This is a genomic window from Muriicola sp. SD30 (assembly GCF_041205185.1).
In the GTDB taxonomy this organism is placed as follows: domain Bacteria; phylum Bacteroidota; class Bacteroidia; order Flavobacteriales; family Flavobacteriaceae; genus Muriicola.
Genome location: NZ_JBGEWB010000001.1, coordinates 1,121,060 through 1,144,811, shown reverse-complemented (window position 1 = coordinate 1,144,811; position 23,752 = coordinate 1,121,060). Strand labels below are relative to the sequence as shown.

The 23,752-nt window shown below is 42.9% G+C and carries 19 protein-coding genes and 2 tRNA genes; 6 read left to right on the top strand and 15 right to left on the bottom strand.

The genetic code is table 11. The features are described 5' to 3' along the window. Positions 1-104 precede the first annotated feature (104 nt). The 7 genes from AB8P51_RS05090 to AB8P51_RS05060 form a co-directional block, all read right to left on the bottom strand. Positions 105-1,298: a tyrosine-type recombinase/integrase gene (locus AB8P51_RS05090; protein ID WP_369747672.1), complete on the bottom strand. Its 1,194-nt coding sequence runs from the start codon at positions 1,296-1,298 to the stop codon at positions 105-107. 179 nt (positions 1,299-1,477) lie between these two features. Further along, on the bottom strand, positions 1,478-1,867 hold the full coding sequence (locus tag AB8P51_RS05085) for an XRE family transcriptional regulator (protein WP_369747671.1): 390 nt from the start codon (positions 1,865-1,867) through the stop codon (positions 1,478-1,480). 6 nt (positions 1,868-1,873) lie between these two features. After that, positions 1,874-2,059 (bottom strand): type II toxin-antitoxin system HicA family toxin, encoded by a 186-nt coding sequence (locus AB8P51_RS05080; RefSeq protein ID WP_369747670.1) that lies wholly within the window; start codon positions 2,057-2,059, stop codon positions 1,874-1,876. Between the two features lie 247 nt (positions 2,060-2,306). Beyond that, positions 2,307-2,639: a helix-turn-helix domain-containing protein gene (locus tag AB8P51_RS05075; RefSeq protein WP_369747669.1), complete on the bottom strand. Its 333-nt coding sequence runs from the start codon at positions 2,637-2,639 to the stop codon at positions 2,307-2,309. Between the two features lie 12 nt (positions 2,640-2,651). Further along, the gene (locus AB8P51_RS05070; RefSeq protein ID WP_369747668.1) at positions 2,652-2,981 is read right to left on the bottom strand and encodes a type II toxin-antitoxin system RelE/ParE family toxin; all 330 of its coding nucleotides are present in this window, start codon (positions 2,979-2,981) and stop codon (positions 2,652-2,654) included. Between the two features lie 260 nt (positions 2,982-3,241). After that, complete coding sequence (locus tag AB8P51_RS05065; RefSeq protein ID WP_369747667.1) at positions 3,242-3,871, bottom strand: response regulator; 630 nt, start codon at positions 3,869-3,871, stop codon at positions 3,242-3,244. Between the two features lie 766 nt (positions 3,872-4,637). Further along, complete coding sequence (locus tag AB8P51_RS05060) at positions 4,638-5,921, bottom strand: cell envelope biogenesis protein OmpA (RefSeq protein WP_369747666.1); 1,284 nt, start codon at positions 5,919-5,921, stop codon at positions 4,638-4,640. 362 nt (positions 5,922-6,283) lie between these two features. On the opposite strand from AB8P51_RS05060, the gene AB8P51_RS05055 reads away from it, so the two are divergent. Together AB8P51_RS05055 and AB8P51_RS05050 are read left to right on the top strand one after the other, a co-directional pair. Then, a complete protein-coding gene (locus AB8P51_RS05055) occupies positions 6,284-7,111 on the top strand; it encodes a BspA family leucine-rich repeat surface protein (RefSeq protein WP_369747665.1) in 828 nt (275 codons plus the stop codon). Between the two features lie 5 nt (positions 7,112-7,116). Then, complete coding sequence (locus AB8P51_RS05050; RefSeq protein ID WP_369747664.1) at positions 7,117-8,472, top strand: BspA family leucine-rich repeat surface protein; 1,356 nt, start codon at positions 7,117-7,119, stop codon at positions 8,470-8,472. A 906-nt stretch (positions 8,473-9,378) separates the two neighbouring features. On the opposite strand, the gene AB8P51_RS05045 is transcribed toward AB8P51_RS05050, so the two are convergent. After that, positions 9,379-9,463, bottom strand: a tRNA-Ser gene (locus tag AB8P51_RS05045). Positions 9,464-9,688: 225 nt separating this feature from the next. On the opposite strand from AB8P51_RS05045, the gene AB8P51_RS05040 reads away from it, so the two are divergent. Both AB8P51_RS05040 and AB8P51_RS05035 read left to right on the top strand, forming a co-directional pair. Then, positions 9,689-10,153 (top strand): (2Fe-2S)-binding protein, encoded by a 465-nt coding sequence (locus AB8P51_RS05040; RefSeq protein ID WP_369747663.1) that lies wholly within the window; start codon positions 9,689-9,691, stop codon positions 10,151-10,153. An 18-nt stretch (positions 10,154-10,171) separates the two neighbouring features. After that, the gene (locus AB8P51_RS05035) at positions 10,172-12,373 is read left to right on the top strand and encodes a molybdopterin cofactor-binding domain-containing protein (protein ID WP_369747662.1); all 2,202 of its coding nucleotides are present in this window, start codon (positions 10,172-10,174) and stop codon (positions 12,371-12,373) included. Between the two features lie 10 nt (positions 12,374-12,383). Here the strand turns inward: AB8P51_RS05035 and AB8P51_RS05030 are convergent, their stop codons facing one another. The 3 genes from AB8P51_RS05030 to AB8P51_RS05020 are packed head-to-tail and all read right to left on the bottom strand — an operon-like array spanning position 12,384 to position 15,906. Beyond that, entirely contained in the window at positions 12,384-13,391 is a 1,008-nt protein-coding gene (locus AB8P51_RS05030; RefSeq protein WP_369747661.1) for a 4-hydroxyproline epimerase, read from the bottom strand. 6 nt (positions 13,392-13,397) lie between these two features. Continuing rightward, positions 13,398-14,981, bottom strand: a complete 1,584-nt coding sequence (locus AB8P51_RS05025) for an aldehyde dehydrogenase (NADP(+)) (protein WP_369747660.1) — start codon at positions 14,979-14,981, stop codon at positions 13,398-13,400. A 28-nt stretch (positions 14,982-15,009) separates the two neighbouring features. Then, positions 15,010-15,906 (bottom strand): dihydrodipicolinate synthase family protein, encoded by an 897-nt coding sequence (locus AB8P51_RS05020; RefSeq protein ID WP_369747659.1) that lies wholly within the window; start codon positions 15,904-15,906, stop codon positions 15,010-15,012. 204 nt (positions 15,907-16,110) lie between these two features. Between AB8P51_RS05020 and AB8P51_RS05015 the strand changes: the two genes are divergently transcribed. Further along, positions 16,111-17,670, top strand: a complete 1,560-nt coding sequence (locus AB8P51_RS05015) for a M28 family peptidase (protein ID WP_369747658.1) — start codon at positions 16,111-16,113, stop codon at positions 17,668-17,670. Positions 17,671-17,757: 87 nt separating this feature from the next. On the opposite strand, the gene AB8P51_RS05010 is transcribed toward AB8P51_RS05015, so the two are convergent. Beyond that, positions 17,758-17,833 (bottom strand) — tRNA-His (locus AB8P51_RS05010). 276 nt (positions 17,834-18,109) lie between these two features. Between AB8P51_RS05010 and AB8P51_RS05005 the strand changes: the two genes are divergently transcribed. After that, entirely contained in the window at positions 18,110-20,170 is a 2,061-nt protein-coding gene (locus AB8P51_RS05005; protein ID WP_369747657.1) for an ATP-binding protein, read from the top strand. Here AB8P51_RS05005 and bshB1 read toward each other — a convergent pair. Genes bshB1 through AB8P51_RS04990 form a run of 3 tightly spaced genes read right to left on the bottom strand, consistent with a single transcriptional unit; the run spans position 20,167 to position 23,536 of the window. After that, positions 20,167-20,889 carry a bacillithiol biosynthesis deacetylase BshB1 gene (gene bshB1 / locus AB8P51_RS05000; RefSeq protein ID WP_369747656.1) on the bottom strand — a complete coding sequence of 241 codons (723 nt, stop codon included), beginning with the start codon at positions 20,887-20,889 and terminating at the stop codon, positions 20,167-20,169. The genes AB8P51_RS05005 and bshB1 overlap by 4 nt on opposite strands. Before the next feature lie 21 nt (positions 20,890-20,910). Then, a complete protein-coding gene (locus AB8P51_RS04995; protein WP_369747655.1) occupies positions 20,911-22,089 on the bottom strand; it encodes a PLP-dependent aspartate aminotransferase family protein in 1,179 nt (392 codons plus the stop codon). A gap of 37 nt (positions 22,090-22,126) precedes the next feature. Further along, positions 22,127-23,536 carry an MATE family efflux transporter gene (locus tag AB8P51_RS04990; RefSeq protein ID WP_369747654.1) on the bottom strand — a complete coding sequence of 470 codons (1,410 nt, stop codon included), beginning with the start codon at positions 23,534-23,536 and terminating at the stop codon, positions 22,127-22,129. Between the last annotated feature and the right edge of the window lie 216 nt (positions 23,537-23,752).

Here is a 23,752-nt window from a genome sequence, read left to right as displayed (position 1 = left end):
AGTAATCAGGATTAATACTAGTATTGATCTGTAATTAAACATCAATGAATCTATAAGTTCCAGGAATTAACCATAACTTGTTATATGTCTCTAAAAATAGAAAATTATCTGTTAAACCGTTCCGATAAGGAATTGTTTGATGGATTATTTTGGGGCTCCAAAAATTGAAGTACGGCCTCATCTAAAGGGCTTCTGATCTGCAATAGATCCTTCTTGGCAATATGGGTATAAATCATCGTAGTTTCGGGCTTTGAGTGACCCAGCAATTCCTGTACATGCCGTAATCCAACCCCACTTTCTATTAAATGCGTGGCATAAGAATGCCGCAAAGTGTGTGGGGTAACGCGCTTTAAAATTCCAGCCCGCCTACAGGACCTTTTTAAAAAAGCCCGAACACTTCCCGCAGCATATTTTCCGCCCCCGGCCCCCTCAATAAGATACTTCCGTGGGCCATAGGTCAGCATATAATTTCGTAACATCGGCACGAGACTCTCTGCCAGGATAGTATAACGATCCTTCCGTCCCTTGCCCCGCCGAATCAGTATCTGCCTTCTTTCCAGATCCACATCAGCCACCTCTAAGCCTATCAATTCACTGATCCGCAATCCCGCAGAATACAACAGGGCCAGAGCCATCCGATGTTTTAAATTGGCAGTACATCTCAGTAGATCTATAACTTCAACCTGACTCAAGACCACTGGCAATCGTTTTTGCTGACTAGGCCGCTTTAAGGTCGTTACCTCAATCTCACTCAAGGTAAATCGCTCTGCAAAATGCTTTATGGCACTGATCAGTTGCCGGTGGGTACTAATACTGTAATCCTTGTTAGAGACCAGGCGTTCCACAAAACGCTGTACCACATCATTGTTGATTCGATCCAAAGATTTGTCGCCCAGAAAAATCAGAAAATCCACTATAAAATTAGAATAGACCTCCACTGTGTTTTTGCTCAGCCGCAGCCCATTTAAATAGGCCTGGTAATCCCCAAACATAAGGGCCATTCGCCCCTCCAACTGTAACATTTTGGCCTGCCGTTTACTCACCTTTCTGAATAAGGGAATAGGACTAACATCCTTGATCTGCTGGTAATCCACATAATAACGCCGCTTCCGCAAATAGGCATATAATTCATTAAAAATGGCCTTGGAATATGGGAGGTAATAACAAGCATGCGTCTGACTGAAACGCAAGTCCGGAAACTGGCAAATATAATTGCGCACGGCAGCACCTGGAGGAAATTCAAGCTTTATCTGTCGCTTTCCCCGGTGTACAAAAAAAGAGAGCACAACTCTGATCATGGCACCTAAAAGTTGTGCCTAATATAGTGCCACCTCCTGTAAGGCAGTTGCAGAAAACCTATTACTATGAATGAGATAGAAGGGGTGTTCTTGTTTAGCGCTTAAACTGGTATAAATAAGGAGTCTTACGGACAGCGCCGGTGAATTTCTATACCAGCCGTTAATTGCAATTAGTTTATTTAAACCAGGTTAATGTCTGATAATTCTTTACCAATGGTCTGTATTCCATGAATTATCTTATTGGTTTGCTTTGAAGAAGGAGTTTTGTTTCCTCGGACATACTGTGATAATAATGTTGGATTCATACCAATTCTTTCTGCGAGAAAAGTAGCATTGAGCACTCTGTAATATTGAAAAAATTGTTTCAAATCCAGAGTAAGTTTTAGATTGTCAGTGGTAACTTCATAACCACGATCTTCATAAAATAGATTTAGCGCCTCTACTAAATTTTTATAAAGTGATGGAATGTTTTTGGCAGTGGTATAAACATTTAAGTCATCGGCATATGCGGAATAGCCAGATTTGGTTTTCTCAACTGTAATGTCAATTTTCTTTTTTAGCTTTTTCATAATGCCTTATTTAATGCCGGCCTGTTTAAAAAACTTTTTTTGAAGACCTTTTCCCAATTCCTGACTGCCATGGTTTGGAAAAATCAAGGTTCCTTTTTTACTGTTATGTTTTAATTTAACATGTGATCCTTTCTGACTTGTTGGATACCATCCATTCTTTTTTAAGATCCGTAAAGCTTCAGAACATTTCAAAGGTAAATAATTATTTACTTTATTACAACTATTTGGATTTTAGAATAATACCGCCTAACGGCCCTGTATATGAATCTCCAACCCTTCTGACTATGAATTAAATGCCATGTTCTATATAGTTATTTAAGTTTTTTTATTTGCAATTTAAATTATGCAATAGTGAAGAACGTCCAAACTACATGTTTAAACTGAATAAAATTTGCGTGATAAATATATGCCTCCGGGTGGTGTTAATGGTTGAAGCAGATTAAGCCACTTTATAGTTAGCGTCATTTATCTGAACACTAAATTTGATCTTTGCCTGAAGTGCTTCAAAAACTTTAAGAATGGTATCTAGAGTCACGTTCTTAGTGTTTCTCTCCAATTTGGAAATCTGAGCTTTTTGAACGCCAATTAATTTGCCTAATTCTTCTTGAGTAAGGTTTCTTTCTTTTCTTACCGCCTTAATCATTTCACCCAAGATTTCTATTTTAAGATCAAATTCATAGCGGTCACGATCTGGGGTGCCAGCTTTACCCAGATGTTTGTCCTTGATTTGATCAAGGGTCATCATTTTTGATTTTCCAGCTCGAGTTGCCATGATTAATTGTACTTATTTAAAGTATTCTATTCTGATTTTATTCGCCTTGGAAATTTCTTTTCTAGGTATTTTATCTACTTTTTTTATTATCCCGTGAGTAGCTACTACCAAAGTTTCTTTTTTCTTTGTCTTATCCCAAAAGGCTAATAACCTGTACTGATTGCCTCCAAATCTTGTTCTAAACTCCCAAATTTCTTCAGTTAATTTTTTAAGAAGCTTGGGATCATTGACAAACCTCGATTTATCGATATTAAATAAGACTTTCCTTCTATCTTTTTCATGCAGGCCATCCAAAAAATCAATAGCTTGTTCTAAGAAGAGTACTTCGAACTTTGCCTTCATTAATTTAGTTTACAAATATACTTAAATGTTTCCTGTTAAGGAAACATTTAACAATTCTACTTCAGCCATTAATCTTTAGCCCTTCAGACTATGATTTATATGCCATATACTATACAGTTTTGTAAGCTTTTTTATTTGCATTTTTAAATCATGCAATAGTGAAAAACGTCCAAACTACATGTTTAAACTGAATAAAATTTGCGTGATAAATATATGCCTCCGGGTAGTGTTAATGGCTGAAGCAGATCGGATAGTTTCCCCTAAGCCGCATCCATCTTCCGGATCTTTTCCAGGGCCTGCGACTTCGAGTTTACATCCAATTTGAGATAGATATTCTGGATATGGAAATTAACCGTACTGGGCGTTACATACAGCTTGTCTGCGATCTCCTTGTAGGTGGCTCCCCTGCTCAGCAGTTCAATGATCTGGTTTTCGCGCTGTGAGAAAAACTGGTAGGTCTTCCTGCGGTACATCGAAATGATCTTCTTGGCCACATCATGACTCAGGGCAGCTCCGTCATCCTTTACGGCATTAAGTGCATTCCGCAATCTTTTCTTGCCGATAGGCTTGGTAAGATATCCTTCTGCACCATATCTGAAAGCATCCATGATACGCTTATAATTGGCATCGTAGCTTACCATAATAACCAAAGCCGAGTTATCCGTTTTTTGAAACTCAACCAGACCTTCGATACCCGAAAGACCTGAAAAGTTAACCTCTGAAAGGATAATATCAGGGCATACCTCATCGTAGTTTTCAAGGGCATCCTCCACTGATCGGTAGATCCCGGCCAGCTGGTAATCCCTGTATGTACTGAAGAAATAACTGTAGCTCTCGTGAAATCTAGGATCGCTGTCGATCACAATAACTTTGAGTATAGTTGTATTCATAATCACAATTTTTAGACGATTAAAGTTTGAATCCTTGCGTAAAATCAATGCTGAAGACCCTACCGGCTATGGCAGGTCCTTTCCACTTCATTCTAAGTCATACTCATCCCTTAAAAGATCACACTGGTAATCAGGTCAGAGGTAATAGAATGATGGTGAGTTCAGTGGCCCTTTAACAAGCGATAAAAAGTGTTGATTCTGCTACTGATAAACAGCGGGAAAAATTTCGTCTTCCCTGGCGGAATTGTGAATGAATCATCGGAAGATTACTTCCGGAAATTCTGTAGGTAGAGTTCATTTCCATAGGACTGAGATTTGGGGTTGTACTATTGTATTCGAATTGAAAATTTACAGATTGCCCCCTTTTTGTCCTAGGAAATGCACATTTTTTCGATAAAATGTAAGAAAATGCTGTATTTCATCGGAATTATGCCAAAAAACCGACTAAGCGGTTTGTGAAAACAGCAGTAAATAAGTAAAATTTTAGCCCCTGAATCGGGGCTAAAATACACTGGTTTTTCACAATTTTATAAGCTGGAATTCAAAGAAAATCGGTCAGATATGCACAGTACAACCTGTTCTCAGGGCTATACCATTGCCTGGCATCCAAACTTGGCTTTCAACCTATGGGTTACACAGCATTTAAACGCTTGCTGTTTTCGGGGATAGAAAACATTCGGCAATAAGCAGATGAACCCCCCATGATATCCGACCGATTAATATTTCTTTGAATTACTCTCAACAAAGCACATATGGAAATTGCGTTTTAGTCCTGGTAATAGATATTAGTGTATACACTATTGGGATCTTTGGGCAGTACTTCAAGGAAGTTATATTTCCTTTTTTGGGTCGACGAGTCTTTTTGATCATCAGATACAGAGAACACCAATTGTCTGGTTTCATCCGAAAGACCTCCACGGTTAGACATTACAATGGCCATTCCCGTTTCGGCATTTACATTGAGGGCGTAATCATCACTCTTACTGTTAAAAGGAGCACCAATGTTGACAGCCATCCCTACTTTTCGTGTACCTACCTGTACCGCAAAGAGGTCCATTCCGCCTAAGCCTTCTCTTCCGTTGGAAGCAAAGAACAATAGGTTTCCTCCTACAAGATTAGGGTACATTTCATTTTTACGGGTATTGACCTTCTCTCCCAGATTTTTGGCAATTCCCACGCTGCCGTCCTTATGGATATCGGCAACATAGATGTCGTATTTACCAAAAGTACCTGGCATGTCTGAGGCAAAGAACAAACGTTTTCCATCAGGGGATATGGCTGGATGCATAGCTGAGGCGTATTTGGGAGTAACACTGATCTCCTGTACATTACTCCATTGCCCGTTGATGTTTTCCGCCTTGTAGATCTTATGTACTGCTTCCTTTTTAGAAAACAGGCCATACTCTGGCTTTATATAGATAGGCTTACTGAAAAAGGCAGTCCTCCCGTCTGAAGATACAGTAATGGGCGGGGTAAATCCCTTCCCGGGTATCCGGGAATTGGCCTTCAGCTGGTCTGACATTTGTTCCCGCAGTCCGGCCATTTCGTGAAGTGCCTCCAAGGAAGCAGCACGGTTTAATGGTTTAAAAGTGGGCTTACTTTCTCTTTTAACAGAAGTAGAAGCATAACTATTATTGCTCTTACTTTTATTTCCACGGTACTCATCCTCAATCTCAGAATACCAGTCGGCCTGGGCCACTTCATCGCCATAATCGGCAATTCCGGCCTTATGCATAGCTACTTTATACCGCTTGAGGTAATTGGGCGAGATGTTCTCACTACCACTAAGGTCGATCAGTTTCTGATACCAAAAGGCTGCTGTGGCATAGTTCCCGGCCAGGAGGTTCGCATTTCCCAGATCCTGGAAAATCTCCTTTTCGGAATAACCGAGTCTTGAGAGTTCGAGGTAGTCATCGATACGCTTGTCGGCTTCAATTTTTCGGGCCAGGTCTTTGGAAATAAACTTGTTTTGCTGTGCTGTTGTGGCATTACAAAACAGGAGTATTAAACCTGCCGCTACTAATTTTAAACTGAGAGTAGAATTCTTCATAAGGTAAGATATTGGGGTTCATCAGGATAAATTTCGCAAGAGTCACTGTGAATGTATTATGAATTTTTCACAGGTTTTTTTTTCAAAATATCGATGAGTGGTTCAAAATGTAAAGTCGCCCTAACAATTTTTCACAGTTTCGATGAGTTGAATCAAATTTTCGACCTGGGAATAGCTTTGGAAACGATATGGTGAACCGGTTGTTTACGACCCTGTAATTCATCCTTCAAATCGTGTCTTTTGTCGATAATTTTCTTGAGATCATGTCGAAAAAAAGCTCGCCATCATGACAAAAATCATTGATTAGAACTGAGGTGTGAAATAACTTTATTAGTTGATCCTTAACTAGATCAAAAATTGCTATGAGACTTCAAAAAATATACATAATAGGATTTGTCTTACTGTTATTGGGCTGTACAAGGGATAACGAAGTAGCCCTTATCTACCTTGATACTAATGGCATCACAATTAAATGTGATTCATCGGCAAATGTGGGCGACACTTATGAAGTTAATGGGGTAACTTACACCATTGTGGATGAGGACATATTACGCGAAATGGTAGCACAGGGTGCTGATGTTACTACCGTTTGCACCAGCAAGGTGACCAATATGAGTGATTTGTTTTTCAACACCGAATTCAACCAGGACATTAGCTCCTGGGATGTGAGTAATGTTACTAATATGGAGACTTTATTCTTGGCTTCTCTCTTCGATCAAGATATCAGCCCCTGGGATGTAACCAATGTAACCAATATGGGTAGTATGTTCACCGCTTCACCTTTCAACCAGGATATCAGTGCCTGGGATGTTCGTAATGTTGAGGATATGAATCAGATGTTTAGTTTCACTCAATTCAACCAGGACATCAGCTCCTGGGATGTGAGCAATGTGACCAATATGTTTGGGATGTTTTGGTTTTCTACATTCGATCAAAACATTGAAGACTGGAATGTAAGAGGCGTCAGAGATATGTATGGAATGTTTTCCAGTTCAAAATTTAACCAGGATATCAGTGACTGGGATACTGGCAATGTATATAATATGGATGAAATGTTCAGGAATTCCCAATTTAATCAAGATATAAGTTCCTGGAATGTAAATAATGTAACCCAATGTGAACTTTTTAGCGATAACACACCAAATTGGACGCTTCCTAAACCTAACTTTACGAATTGTGATCCTAATTAATGCCAATGAAGCTATTTCTCAAAATACTTCCCTTCTTGCTGACCATGTCTCTGATCCTAAGCTGTTCCAGGGATGACGAAGTAAATCCCATCTACCTAGACCCGAATGGTGTAACCATAAAATGCGATCCTTCGGGAAAGGTAGGGGATACCTTTAAGATCAATGGTACTACATATACTATTGTAGACGAAGTCATGTTACGAAGGATGGTAGAGGATGGGGAAGATGTAACCCGGGTTTGTACGAGCAAAGTTACCGATATGAGCTTGCTCTTCCTTAATAAACCATTCAATCAGAACATCGGCTCATGGGATGTTAGTAATGTAACAGACATGTCTTATATGTTCCATGATTCACGATTTGGGCAGAAATCACCATTCAATCAGAATATCAACTCATGGGATGTAAGTAGCGTTATTAATATGCAAGGGTTGTTTAGAGGATCCGCCTTCAATCAACCTTTAGGGAATTGGGATGTAAGCAATGTCACAGACATGCAATCAATGTTTTATGAAACTACATTCAATCAAGACATTGGTTCGTGGGATGTTAGCCATGTTTTAGATATGTCCTATATGTTCTATATAACCCCATTTAATCAGGACATTAGCTCCTGGGATGTGAGTAATGTCACAAATACGAAGGGAATGTTTATTGGCACACCTTTCAATCAAGATATTGGTTCCTGGGATGTAAGCAATGTGACGGATATGAGCGACATGTTTATTAATACACCTTTTAATCAAGATATTAGTTCCTGGGATGTTAGTAATGTCACTTCTATTAGTTTTATGTTTACTGATTCGCCTTTTGACCAGGATATTAGTTCCTGGAATGTGAGTGGAGTTACTTCTATGAATTGGGTGTTTTTACGATCACAATTCAACCGTCCTATAGGGAATTGGGACGTTAGTAACGTAACTAGTATGGAAGGGATGTTTTCTTCCTCACCTTTCAACCATGACATCAGTAGGTGGAATGTAGGTAACGTTGCAAATATGTATGCAATGTTCTACGAATCATCATTTAACCAACCTATAGGGAATTGGGATGTAAGTAGTGTTTCTAGAATGTATGGTATGTTCTATAAAACACCCTTTAATCAGGATATCGGTTCCTGGAATGTCAGTGGCGTTGCCGGCATGGCCGATATGTTCTACTTGAGTCAGTTCAATCAGGATATCAGTTCATGGGACGTAAGCAATGTTGTGGATATGGCCCGCATGTTTTATGAAACACAATTTAACCAAGATCTGAGTAGCTGGAATGTAAATAATGTAGTAGACTGTAGTGAGTTTAGAATAAACACTCCACAATGGACGCTTCCAAAACCTAACTTTACGAATTGTGATCCTAATTAAGGATTCATTTTACTGACCTTTGAGAGGTAAGCTTTCAATCGTATTCATCCAATTAATAATTGTCCGCTGTGCATTCTCGATAGTTGGAATTGTTCGTCACAAGAGGCCACTTACTGCCAACTGACATCCAATTCATGAATCCTGAATTTTTGGGGTTCCTAACCCCACCCCAATCATAAATTAAACTTGCGTAGTGCACATTACAATCAGGATTAGAAAGTAGATGGTATTAAGAAAATCGTTTTTTAAATATCATATTATATAATCATGAATTTTTGTTTTGGCTAACAGTTTATTGATTAAAGATATCCACTTCAATTTTACAGCCCATGGCTCCCAATAGTTTTCAACTGTAGGGAATTAAACCGCTAAGCACAGGTAATTTGTGGCATTGGAATAACCGGGGGGTCCAAACCCCACCCCAATCATAAATTAATCCAGCCTAGTGCACAATACAATCAGGATTTCAATATAGATTGTAAATAGAAAATCGTTTTCAAAATATCTGACTATCAAATCGTGAAATTTCTTTTTCGACAAGCTGTTGATTGATTACAGATGTCGACTCCGATTGTACAGCACTTTCAAGAAAAATCTCAAGAAGTAGGAATGCTATAAAAAGTGGTTTGGGAGATTAATTGCGTTGATCCCTATAAAGAAATTCGGGGCAAGCATAAAAACCCTGACCAAGCTGCGCTTGGTTGCTTTTTTATTTCCTTTCACCTTGCTGAAGCAAGCTTCTGGGATTAACTGCGTTGATCCCTATAAAGGAAATCCGGGGCAAGCATAAAAACCCTGACCAAGCTGCGCTTGGTTGCTTTTTTATTCCCTTTCGCCTTGCTGAAGCAAGCTTCAGAGCCTTCAGGAAATAAAAAACCCGCAACATCTGTTGCGGGTTTTCTTTTGCGGAGGAAGAGGGATTCGAACCCCCGGAGGTGTGACCCTCAACAGTTTTCAAGACTGCCGCATTCGACCACTCTGCCATTCCTCCTTAGCGGCTGCAAATATAGGAAGCTTTTTTTGTTATCAGAAGAAATTTTTCATGTTTTGAATCCCCCTATATCTGTAAATTTTGCTCTTGGTTTATATAGATGGATTCATCTTTTGCTTTTCATCCCAATCCTGTTAATAACTCCAGAAGTTTTGGCCTCATAAAAAAATGGAAAAAATCGAATAATTCCGTAACTTCAACAGATCAACTCCTTACAATACTATTATGGCTAATTATTCCTTAAAGATCAACGGAGAACAGGTAGAAGTCGACGTGGATCCAAAAACCCCTATACTCTGGGTACTAAGAGACCATCTCAAGCTGGTCGGAACTAAATACGGCTGTGGAATTGCTCAGTGCGGTTCCTGTACCATCCATCTGGGTGATGCTGCCGTGCGCTCATGCCAGCTGCCGGTGGCCGTGGTTGGAAATCAATCCATTACTACCATCGAAGGTTTGTCTGAAAATGCAGACCATCCCGTACAACAAGCATGGCTTGAACACGATGTGCCCCAATGCGGGTACTGCCAGGCCGGACAGATCATGTCTGCTGCCGCCCTGCTAAAAAACAATCCCAATCCCAGCGATCAGGATATTGATGCTGCCATGGATGGGAATATCTGCCGCTGCGGCACCTATGTGCGAATTAAACAGGCGATTAAAACCGCTGCAAATTCAGAAACTGCCTGATCCTAAATACAAAAAGTCATGTCCAAGATAAAAACACAATACAACAGACGTTCATTTATAAAAGTATCTGCCGCCGCGGGAGGTGGAATGCTGATCGGCTTTAGCTGGCTCAATGCCTGCAAACCGAATTCCCCCGAACTGGCACAAGGCCTGCCCATCCCTGAAGAATGGTATGAGATCAATGGGTATATAAAAATCGGGGATACCGGACTGGTAACCATCTACTCCCCCAATCCTGAGATCGGGCAGAATGTCCGTACCTCCATGCCTATGATTGTAGCAGAAGAACTCGATGTGCCCTGGGAACACGTCGTCGTGGAACAGGCTCCGCTCAATACCGGTTTCTATCAGAACCAGTTTGCAGGAGGAAGCCTTTCCATCCGACTGAGCTGGAATGCTCTCAGAATGGCCGGTGCTACCGGAAGACGTATGCTCCTGGAGGCAGCTGCTAAAGAATGGGGTGTTGAAGTAGCGGACCTTACCGCAAGTGAAGGGATGATCAAAGAAAAAGAAGGTGAGCGCTCCGTATCCTACGGAAATATTGCCTCCAAAGCTGTAGGCATTGAAATACCAGAAGAAGTAGAACTCAAGGAGATAAAAGACTTTAAACTTATAGGTACCAGCCAGAAAAACGTGGACGGCAAAAAGATCGTTACTGGAGAACCTCTGTTTGGCTATGATTTCCACAGAGATGGAATGAAACTGGCCATGATCGCTCATCCGCCCGCCTTCGGAATGAAAGTAGGTGATTTCAATAAAGACGAGATCAAAGGTATGAACGGAGTTGATGACGCCTTTGTGATAGATATTTCTGTTGACGAACCCGGAATGTTCGACGAAAAAGGCTTTCATCAGCTGATCGCCATTGTGGGTGATAAAACCTGGCCTCTGATGGAGGCTAAAAAAGCCCTGAGAGTAAATTGGGAGACCACAGGAGAATTGGAAAGTTCAGCCAAACACAGGGAACGCCTCGATAAAGCCCTGGCTTCTGGTGAGGTACAGGAAAAACGCAGGGATGGAAATCCCGAAGCCGCTTTCAGGCGGGCAGCAAAGGTGATAGAACGAACCTATACTGCGCCATTTATCGCTCATAATACTCTTGAGCCGATGAATTTCTTTGCCAATGTCACGGCAGATGCCGCTGAACTAATCGGCCCCACACAAACCCCGGAAGCCCTTGAAGGTTCAGTCGCCAAATTACTTAATATGCCGATCGAAAATATCACCGTGAACATGACGCGAATCGGAGGAGGATTTGGAAGACGCCTTTATGTTCACTTCGGCCTGGAAGCTGCTGCCATTTCTAAAAAAATTGGAGGTCCGGTTCAACTGGTCTATTCCCGTGAGGATGATATGACCCAGGGGACCTACCGACCTACCTATAAATCGGTTTACAAGGCCGGACTGGACGAAAACAATAAGCTGATCGCTTTCGCTGTGAAAGGGGCAGGTTTACCTGATGGGCCCGTATTCCCAAATCGGTTCCCGGCTGGTACTGTAGAAAACTATTCTGCTGAAAAAATAGCTGCACCCACCAATGTGACTACCGGGGCATGGCGTGCACCAAGGTCTAATTTTACGGCAGGAGCCGAACAGTCCTTCCTCGATGAAGTGGCTGAATTGGCCGGAAAGGATCCTATCGATTTCAGACTCGAACTTTTTGATCGTGCCATCAATGATCCGGTTGGTGCAGAACACGATTACGAAGCAGAACGCTATGCAGGTGTTCTCAAACTGGTAAAAGAAAAGTCAGATTGGGGAACGCCAATGCCAGGCGTACACCGTGGAGTAGCCGCCTATTATTGTCATTCAACCTATGTAGCCGAAGTATTCGATATGATCATGGAAAACGGTAATCCCGTGGTCCAGAAAGTATGGTGCGCCGTAGACTGCGGAATTGTAGTCAACAAAGATGGGGCTGTGAATATGATTCAGGGTGGGGTGGTTGATGGCGTCGGACATGCCATGTACAGTCAGCTTACCTTCGAAAACGGAGCTCCTAAGGAAATGAATTTCGACACCTATAAACTTATCCGACACTCACAGGCACCAAGGGAAATCGAGGTCTTCTTTGTGGAAAACGAAATCGCTCCCACAGGACTCGGTGAACCCGGACTGCCTCCGGCAATAGGTGCACTGGCCAATGCCATGTACAAAGCTACGGGGGTTCGACACTATGATCAGCCGTTTATGGGAATGGAACGGAGAGTACTGGGCTGATATTGATTAATCAGATTACCTGAAAACCACAAACAAACGGATCATCCTCATCGAGGGTGATCCTGTTATATCCGGTTAATCTGGCCCATCCTTTTATTCCCGGAATAATAGCCGGATACTCCCCTACCCGGCCTGTTCCTTCAATAGTGGCCGTAAAGGCAGAACCAATAATACTCTCATGGATAAAATCCTGACCTTCTTTTATCCTTCCCTGGGCATCCCATTGCGCCAGCCTCGCTGAAGTTCCGGTGCCACAGGGTGATCGGTCTATAGCCTTATCACCATAAAAAACAGCATTCCTACCGCTTGATTCTGAGGACAATGGTACACCTGTCCACATCAGGTGACTTACATCCCTTATAGTGGAATCCTCTGGATGGATGAATTGATCGGGATATTTTTTGTTGATCCTGGCCCGGATTTCCGGACTTAACTGCACCAGCTGAGAGGCAGTGAAATGCTCAAGGCCAGAAAAGTTTTTCTGCGGATCGATGATGGCGTAAAAGTTACCTCCGTAGGCTACATCAAATTTCAGCCTGCCCAGGACAGAACATTCAATTTCCAAATTTTCAGCTGCGAGATAAGAAGGCACATTTTTTAGTTTCACCCAGCTCACCTTCCCCCCTTCCATGGAATATGTTGCCTGTACAAGGCCGGCCGGTGTCTCCATCCGGACTATTCCCGGATTTTTAGGCAGGATCACTTTCTCCTCTATGGCCATGGTAATGGTGCCGATGGCCCCGTGCCCGCACATGGGCAGGCATCCACTAGTTTCAATAAACAACACCCCAAAATCGTTCTCAGGATCTGCCGGGGGATAGAGTATACTGCCGCTCATCATGTCGTGACCTCTGGGTTCGAACATCAGGCCTTTCCTAATCCGGTCGAATTCCCTTAGGAAATGCTGCCGCTTTTCGCTCATAGACTTCCCTTGGAGGGCAGGCCCACCTTTTACGACCAACCGCACAGGATTTCCGCAGGTATGTCCGTCTAAACAGTAAAAAGTGCTGCGTGCCAAGAGCTTTTAAATTTTAGCATGGGTAAGGGATCCATCTACCCTTCTGAGAAGGTTGAGCGGATTAGCGTTTTGCAAGGCCACCGGTAGCAATGCGTCAGGACAGTTTTGAAAGCATACGGGTCGTAACCAGCGCTTAATAGCATCTTCGCCCACCGCTGTAAACCGACTGTCAGTTGTTGACGGATAGGGGCCTCCGTGTTGCATGGAAGCACAAACTTCAACGCCCGTTGGAACCCCGTTAAAGATGAGTCGGCCTACCCGGTCTCGTAACTGACCTATCAGAAAATCATATCCTTTGAGTTCATCAGCTGTGCCGATTATGGATGCGGTAAGCTGTCCTTCAATCAGGGCTACGGAACGCTCCAAATCTTCAATGTTTACACATTCCACCAGGAGTGAAAAGGGCCCGAACACTTCCTGGTGGAGTTTGGGGTTTTCCCTGAATTGTGAAGCCTTTACTTTTAAAATGGTCTGTCTTCCTGTATTCGATTGGGTTTGCTCTCCCCACTCGGCTACAACTTCGGTTCCATCCTGCGCCCTCATCATCTTCTTTCCTTCGTCATACTTTTCAGCTATATCAGGGTGAAGCATACTTGTTGGAGTAATTTCCATGATTTCATTTGCCAGTATTTCTGAAAACTGATCCAGCTCAGATCCTTTAATCCCCATCATGATCCCCGGGTTGGTGCAGAATTGCCCGCTCCCAAGTGTCACTGAGCCTGCAAGTGTTTTTGCCCATTTTTCCTTTTCCTCTTTCAGGATTTCAGGAAGCAGTACTACGGGATTTACACTGCCCATTTCGGCAAACACAGGGATAGGTTCTTTTCGTTCAGCAGCCATATTAAACAGAGCGCGTCCTCCTCCATGACTCCCGGTAAATCCCACAGCTTTTATCAGTGGATGTTTTACCAGGGACTCTCCAACGGCATGTCCCTTACTGTTAAGATGTGAAAACACCCCCTCGGGCATGGCACTTTTCCTAGCAGCGGAAACAATGGCAGAGGATACCATATTCCCTGTTCCGGCGTGCATGGGGTGACCTTTAACGATCACCGGGCAGCCTGCGGCTAGTGCACTGGCTGTGTCACCCCCTGCGGAGGAATAGGCCAGAGGAAAATTGCTGGCGCCAAACACAGCAACAGGACCCAAAGGGAACATCATTTTGCGAAGATCTTCTTTCGGTATTGGTTTTCTGTCGGGCTTGGCCGTATCAATACTTGCTTCTACGTACGATCCATCATCGAGAAGTCCGGCATAGAGTTTTAATTGATTAACGGTTCGGCCCCGTTCCCCTTTTGCCCTTCCTTCAGGCAATCCTGTTTCCGAACAATACACAGTGATAAGCTCATCGCCCAGGGCCATGATCTCATCGGCAATTGCCCTGAGAAATTCTGCCCTTTCCTTATGGGTCGTTTCTCCAAAAAAGTGGGTCGCTTGATGTGCAAGGGTAACAGCCTGTTCTACTTCCTCCGGGGTGGCTTCATAGAAAATGGTGTCATTCTCGGTGTTGAGAATGGGGTTTATAGTCCTGAAAGTGACAGAACCTCGTCGGGTTCGGTCGTATCCTATGATGTTCTTTCCGTCTTGCATATAGCGTTGAATTACAATGAAATTTATTTTAAAGGGCAGGTCTGCTTGCCATAGCAGCGTCAATGATCCCCTGAACCCGTTTCCTTTCTTCTCCCTCCAACGGAAGTCGGGGAGCTCTTACATATTCGGTTCCCAGGCCTGTAGCTACCTCAGCCATTTTGATGTTCTGCACTAATTGAGGATTGATATCCAATTCTAACAATGGCATAAACCATCGATAGAGGTCAAGTGCTTCTTTGAGTTTCCCTTCTTTAGCCCATTTGTAAATGGAAACAGTTTCCCTGGGGAAGGCGCAAACAAGTCCGGCCACCCATCCGTCTGCGCCGGCTAAAAGGCTTTCCAAAGCCAGGGTATCTACCCCGCAAAGGATACTTAGTCGATCGCCAAACCTATTCCTGAGTCGGGTTACATTAGTGATATCCCGGGTAGATTCTTTTACGGCCTGAATATTGGAAAAGCTAATTAATTCTTCAAACATGGGAATGCTTACTTCTATTCCATAATCCACCGGATTATTGTAGATCATGATCGGCAGGGATGTACTCTTTGCAATCTCGGAGAAATAGGTTACTGTTTCCGTTGCATTGGCCTTGTAACGCATAGGAGGCAACACCATAAGTCCGTTAGCCCCGTACTTTTCTGCATTTCTGACTGCCTTTAGGGCTCCGCGGGTCGACTGTTCAGCGATATTCATAATAACTGGGATTCTTCCCGAAACCTCTTCAACTGTTGCCTTAACCAGGACTTCTTTTTCGTCTTCCTCCAGGGTACTTGCCTCCCCAAGAGTTCCCCCGAGGATAATACCACTTACTCCGGCACTAATCTGGGCTTTAATATTCTTCAGGAACATATCCAGATCTAAAGTGTCTTGCTCGGAAAACTTAGTAGTAACGGCGGGCATTACCCCTTCCCATTGAACTTTCATATGATAAAAATTAAGACTTGCAAAGTACATTTCTTTCTTTGTAAACACAAACCCCTGATGGGAGATAAATTACTTTTAAAAGTCGAATAAAACCGATTGAAAATCAGCAACTAACATCCATGATTCCATGAATAGTTTTATGATTCATTTATCTCTGATTTAAGAATGTTTTACTTATTTTTGGGCGACTTTCAAAAAATCATCATGATAAAATATCTTTCTCTTGCCGGCCTCTTTCTGATGGCCGGATGTAATTCCACAAGTAAAACAACAACTTCTAAGGATTCAACAACAACCTCCTCTGATCCTGTGGTATATGCTGCCACCATCACCGAAAGTGAACTCAAGGAGCATTTGTATACCTATGCCTCAGATGAATTCGAAGGAAGGGAAACTGGTACTCCCGGACAGAAAAAAGCGGTGAATTACCTCAGACAGCACTATATGGACCTCGATATCCCGGCGGCAAAGGCAGACGGGGACTATTTCCAAATCGTACCCCTGGAAATGGCAAAATTACCGGATGGCTCCATGTCGATCAATGGAAAGGAATATTCCCTTGGAGAGGATTTTATCACCTTCACCCCCCTGGAAGGTGAATTTAAGGAAGTTGTTTACGCAGGCTTCGGGATTGATGAGCCAGAATATTCAGATTATACTGGTTTGGATGTTCGGGGAAAAGTAGTATTACTAAAAGCAGGGGAACCTGTAAACGAAGATGGGACCTACGTCCTTACGGGGTCTGATAAAAAATCCTCCTGGGGTAATATGTCTGAAGGTCCTGACAAAAGACTGAAAGCAGCTAAAGCCAGGGGTGTTAAAGCGATATTGTATGTGGATTCTGATAACTTTCAACGATATGAGCGATACTACAAGCGTATGAAAAGCAATGACAGAGGCAGGTTAGGCTTTAAAACCGACGCAGATAATCCGGCCTTAATACTTGTCAATGATGGAATAGCTACAGCAATTTTTCCAAAGTTAAAAGACCTCAAAGGGACCTTTGTACAGGAAACAGATTTGGTTGCTGCTCTTGAAAGCAGCAATGAACCCATCTCTACAGAGAACGTGGTGGCCTATATAAAAGGTTCTGAAAAGCCTGACGAGTATCTTGTTATTTCCTCTCATCTGGATCATATCGGGGTTTCGAAAGACGGAAGCATCAACAATGGTGCAGATGATGATGGATCGGGTTCTGTAGCCCTGCTAGAAATTGCAGAAGCCTTTCAGACGGCCGTTGAGGCCGGACAGCGTCCTAAGCGATCCGTTGTTTTCCTCCATGTAACCGGGGAAGAAAAAGGACTGCTTGGTTCCAGATATTATACCGATTACGACCCGGTTTTTCCGTTAGAGCAAACGGTTGCCAACCTCAATATTGATATGATTGGGCGAATAGATCCCAATAGAGAGGGAGATCGCAATTATGTTTATCTCATCGGGTCCGACAAACTCAGTTCAGACCTGCATCAGCTCTCAGAAGCGATCAATGAAAAATATACAAACATCGCCCTGGATTATACCTACAATGATGAGAATGACCCCAACCGCTTTTATTACAGAAGTGACCATTATAATTTTGCCAAAAACAACATTCCGATAATTTTCTATTTCAACGGAACGCATGCGGACTACCATCGCCCGGGAGACACGCCCGATAAGATCAATTATGATCTACTCACCAACCGTACTAGGTTAGTCTTCCACACTGCCTGGGCCGTTGCGAACAGAAATGAAAGGGTTGCGGTTGACAAAATGTCCAAATAAGAAAATCATTATAGACTAAAGCCAGTCTACTGTTTCTGATCACAAATAAAAAAGTCCTGCCTTTAACAGCAGGACTCTTTTGCTTTTGGGTGGAAGACCGGGCTCGAACCGGCGACCTCTGGAACCACAATCCAGCGCTCTAACCAACTGAGCTACAACCACCGTAACTAAGCGGTGGCAAAGGTAATTTTTTTTGCCTATTGCATCAAAATAAAACAATTGATATTTTAAAATAAAATCCTAAGGCTAACCCAGCTAATTTCTCCACTTCAGATTTCGGTGCAATTAGACCTTTTTCGGGATCAAAAGTCTTAAAATATCGATATAACACACAAAATCGGGCATTTCACAACAAATTTTAGAACCGGCCTGCCTTCCAGCTTATTTTTATTGCTTGATATAATTAATAGGTATGCGCCATTTTGCGTCTTCAATTTTTATGCTTCAGAACATACTTGCCAGAAAGGTATGTCTCCTGTTGCTGGCTATTCTGTTCAGTCTGACAGGATTTGCCCAGGAAGACACAAAAAGCCTGCTATCAGAAATTCAAAACTTAAAGGCGAAGCAGGGTTTTCAGGTCACCGATACGGTGTATATCAATCTCCTCAATAAATTAGGAAAGAATTTTCGCTATTACAAGACTGATAGCCTGCTCACTATTTCCAAACAAGCCCTTGTTCACAGTCAAAAAGCCGAATACGTCAAAGGTCAGAGCGAATCATACCTGGGATTAGGGGATTATTATTCAGGCAAAGGAGAGCGGGTTGCCGCTATTAATAATTATACCAAAGCCCTGATCCTTGCCAAAAATATTGAAGCCTGCGAGCTAGCGCTTCGAATCATAAATAACCTCGCCTCGGAATACGCCTTTAAAGGTGACTTTGCAAAATCCCTTAATAATTATCTGCAGGGAATTGAAATAGCCGAAGAAGAGGGAGAACTGGAGATGCTATCGATTATGAATGAGAATATTGCCGGCTTATATGCATCTCAAAAAGACTATGACCAGGCACAGATATTCTACGATAAAGTAAAAAAGCTCAATGATCAGATCGGGGATGATGTGAATTCAGCACAGACCATGAGTAATCTGGCTTCCCTCTATGCCGAGATGGGAAAATTAGACTACGCCATGTTCAATGTGAACAGGAGTATTGCCATCTTTGAAGATAACGAAGTGATGGACTGGCTTGCCTATGCCTATGAAATTAAGGGTAAAGTCTACCTAAAGCAGCAAAAGTACCAATGGGCCCTGTACTGGTATCACCAGGGAGAGTTGCTCCATGAAGACCTGGACGATGACAGGGGAAAAATCGATCTTTTCAACGGCATGGCTGAAGCATATATGGGCCAGGGGAAAGATAGCCTTGCACAGAACTATGCGATGGAGGCCTATGAAATTTCCAATCGCATAAAATTCCTGGAAGGAACACAAAAGTGTGCAAAAACGCTTTACAACATAAACAAAAACAATAATGATTACAGGAAGGCGCTGGCATTCCATGAAATCTACCAGGAACTCAGCGATACCCTCCATCGGAATGAAAACAAGAAGAGTTTAACCATGCTCAAAACCAGGGCAGAATACGACCAGCAGAAACAAACGCTTATTGAAGCGAATCAAAAGGCTCTTGCCAAACAGCGGGGTCTTATTTATGCCGGTATTATTGTCCTGATAATCTTTTCTATTATCACTTTCTTTATTAAAAGAGCTGAGAAAATTCAGAAAAGATTAAATACCGAATTAAAAGCGAAGAAGGAAAAACTGGAAGCCCATGAGGCTGCCCTCACCGATAGTAATGAGACAAAGACTAAGTTATTTTCTATCATAGGTCACGACCTGCGGGGTCCTATAGGTGCATTACAGGGGCTGCTGCAAATGTTTACTGACGGAGAGATGAATAAATCGGAATTCTTTCAATTTATTCCCAAACTTAAAAATGACGTCGATCATATTTATTTTACCTTAAATAACCTCTTGTCCTGGGGGAATTCACAAATGAATGGTTCTACGACAAAGGCCGCTGTGTTCTCTCTGGAAACCCTTGTGGATGAAAATATCAATCTGCTTTCTGAACTCGCCAAATCCAAATCAATAAAAATTGTCAGTGAACTCAATGGCAACACATTGATCTGGTCTGACAGTAATCAGATAGACATCGTTGTTCGTAACCTGATCAGCAATGCACTTAAATTTACCCCTGAAAATGGGATGATCACCATCAAGGCCCAGGAGAAAAACGATAAATGGGAAATTTCTGTTAGGGATACCGGGGTAGGAATGGATAAGGTAACCGTTGAAAAACTATTCAAGAAGAATTCCAATATTACCACCTACGGAACCAATAACGAAAAAGGAACAGGTCTGGGCCTCTCCCTCTGCAAGGAGATGGTTGAGAAAAACGGAGGAACTATATGGGCTGAAAGTGCCCTGAGAAAAGGAAGTACCTTCTATTTTACGCTTCCTAAGGCCGAAGACAAATACAGTCAGGCCAGCTAGAAAATATCACTCAGGCTGTTCACCCCTACAAAGCGTTCTGTCGTAAATCCTTCAGCATATTCTACTCCAACAATCCGCCCCATATCTCTGGCCCGGTAGGTTACACTATCTGTAAAATTCTTGCTGCTAATGGGAGTACTGGGTTCTTTACTATCCGGGTCGTAAAACTGTGAGCTGTACGCCATTATTGATTCCATCTTTTTATCCATAAAACCAGTGATGTCTACAACAAAATCCGGTTCGAGGTTTTTCCACTGTATATAGTGATATACCTGTTTTGGACGCCATGGGTCCTGCCATTTGTCATCTCCTTCTGCCATCGTATCTATTTTTACCAACCCGCTGAGGAAACAGGCATTGCTCACCAGCTCACTGCCTCTGGCATGGTCAATATGGCGATCTTCAATTGCGTTGCACAGGACAATGTCGGGTTGATAGGTTCTGATCTTCCTGATCAGGGCCAGCTGGTGTTTCTGGTCGTTAGGAAAAAACCCATCTGCAAATTCCATATTCTCCCGTACACTCAGGCCGAGAATTTTCGCAGATGCTGCCGCTTCCCTGTCCCTGATTTCAGCAGAGCCACGGGTTCCGAGCTCACCCCTTGTGAGATCGATAATGCCCACCTTTTTACCCAGGGCTATCTCTTTGGCTATAGTTCCCCCCGCGCCCAGCTCGGCATCATCCGGATGGGCACCAAAAACTAAAATATCTAATTTCATAAAACCTTGATCTTTGGAAAATTAATGTGAAGTGACAGTTTCCTGCTGCTTCTTTGCGGTTTGAATGGCCTGTTCTAAGTCGGCTATCAGATCGTCTGTTTCTTCTATTCCTACCGAGAATCTGATAAGTCCGTCCCTGATACCCTGTTTTTGACGTTCTTCTTCCGATAACAATGCATGGGAGGTTTGGGTTGGGGAAAGCACTGTACTTTCAACCCCGGCCAGGCTCATTGAGGATTTAATTAATTTGAGCGACTTCTGAAAATGGGAAGCATTTATATCATTCTTTAATTCGAAAGACATCATTCCGCCAAAACCGTGCATCTGCGACCTAGCAATGGCGTGGTCTGGATGAGTGGATAAGCCGGGATAATATACCTGGTCAATATCCGGGTGTGCGTTGAGAAATTCGGCTAGTTTCTGGGCATTTTCGTTTTGAGCCTTTACGCGTAATCCCATGGTTTTAATACTGCGTTCGAGTAGCCACACTGTATAATCACTAAGACTACCTCCCAGGTTTTTAGCCAGCTGGAAGATACGCTCCATATTTTCTGAAGAAGAAGCAACAGCGCCTGCAAGAATATCCGAATGGCCTCCCATATATTTGGTGGCACTGTGGATGACCACATCAATACCAAAGTCGATTGGATTCTGGTTAACCGGACTCGCAAAAGTGTTGTCAATCATTGAAACGATATTATGCTTCCGGGCAATCTCCGCAAATGCCTTTATATCGGTAATGGTCAGCAAGGGATTTGAAGGAGTCTCTATATAAACCACCCTGGTGGCTGGGGTTATTGCCTGTTCAAAAGCAGCGGGATCCGATCCGTCTATAAAGCTGTAATCGATGCCAAATTTTTCGAACTGCTCGGTGATCAGGTGATAAGTACCCCCATAAAGCATACGTTGAAGGATGATATGATCCCCTGCCTTTAAAAAAGCCAGGATGGCGGTACTGATTGCGGCCATCCCACTGCCGAATATCATGGCTTCTTCAGCGTGTTCGAGAGCTGCAATTTTTTTTGACAATGCTACCTGATTAGGCGTATTGAAGTATCTTGGGTACCTTTTTATTTCCACATCCTCAAAGGCGTAGGATGTACTCATATACAAAGGGGAAACAGCTCCTTTAAAGGCGGTATCCTTTAATTCGCCTGCGTGGGTACAGATCGTATTCAGGCCTTTTTTCTTAGTTGTCATATCAAGAGTATTGATCGTTTAAAGGTACAAATTTCACTTAAACCACAGTCTGCTTCCAGTACCCTTTTCTAAACCAGATCACCGCCATTACAGAGAGCAGTACTTCGGCCAGGGTGATCGCCAGGAAAACTCCCATCACCCCCCAATCGAGATAGAGGGAAACCAGATAAGCAAAGGGCAATTGTATCAGCCAGAAAGCGATAAAATTGATCTTGGTAGGTGTCCGGGTGTCCCCTGCTCCGTTAAAAGCCTGGGTGACCACCATGCCATAAGCATAAAATACATAGCCCGCTGCGACGACCTGCAGACAAAGTGCGCCGTTTTCAATTACCGTAGGGACGTCGGTAAATAACCCTATGATAGAATTGGCAAATAACAGGTAAACCAGGGAAATTAAAAACATAAAAATGGCATTGTATTTCCCGGTAATCCATACCGATTTTTCAGCCCTGTCGGGCTTTTTTGCCCCCAGGTTTTGCCCTACAAGGGTCGCAGCCGCATTGCTCATTCCCCAGGCCGGCATAAAGGTGAACATCATTACCCTGATCGCAATAGTATAACCTGCCAGGGCTTCACTCCCGAATTCGGCCATTAGCCTCATCAGAAATACCCAGCTTGAAGTTCCGATCAGGAATTGAGCAATCCCGCCAAGGGAAACGCTTATCAAATTGAGCATAATCTTAAACCTCAGGACGATGTTAGACACTGCAATCCTGATCTGACTCCCTCCTTTGAAGAGGATGTAAAGCTGAAAGATCACCGCACTTCCCCGCCCTATGTTAGTGGCGATGGCAGCACCCATCACCCCGTATTCCGGAATGGGTCCCAGTCCAAAAATGAAAATGGGATCCAGGATGATATTGAGACCATTAGACAGGATAAGGGTCCACATGGCGATGGAAGCATCCCCTGCCCCCCTGAAAATAGCGTTGATCAAAAAAAGCAGGACAATAGTAATATTACCTCCCAGAAGGTACTTTGTATATCCATGGCCTTCGGCGATTAGGTCGGGAGAACCTCCCATTAGGGAAAGGATTTCCCTGGAATACATCAGGCCAAAAACACCAATGATCACAGCGATAAAAATTCCAAGGAAAATAGCCTGAACGGCAGCCCGGGCAGCCCCTTCCTGATCCTTCTCCCCTATTCTCCGGGCTACCACGGCCGTAGCCGCCATACTTAAACCTATAGCCAGGGCATAAACAAGGGTAACAACAGATTCGGTAAGGCCGATGGTCGCTACGGCATTGACACTTACCTGTGATACGTAGGCAATATCGACAATGGCAAAAATGGATTCCATCATCATTTCAAGGATCATAGGAATAGACAACATAAATATGGCCTTCCGTATGCTACCAGAAGTAAACTCGGTTTCCTTGCCTGTAACCGCTACCAGAAAATAACGGTATAGTTTTCTGAATGTAATTTTTTGTGTAGATGACATCGATAAGAAATTATGTGTGTTGAAGAATCTGCTGTCTGTACATCATAGTATACAGGATGAATCAAATCATAAAAATGACTGAGGGGACATCGGAGCGAAACATAATTTCTATAACTTCATAATAGTCTAAAGATGCATATTTTTTTTGAAGCAGAAAAATTGAACTGCCTTGAAAGTTAAATATGTGTATCTTAAAGTCTTGTATTTCAACCTGCT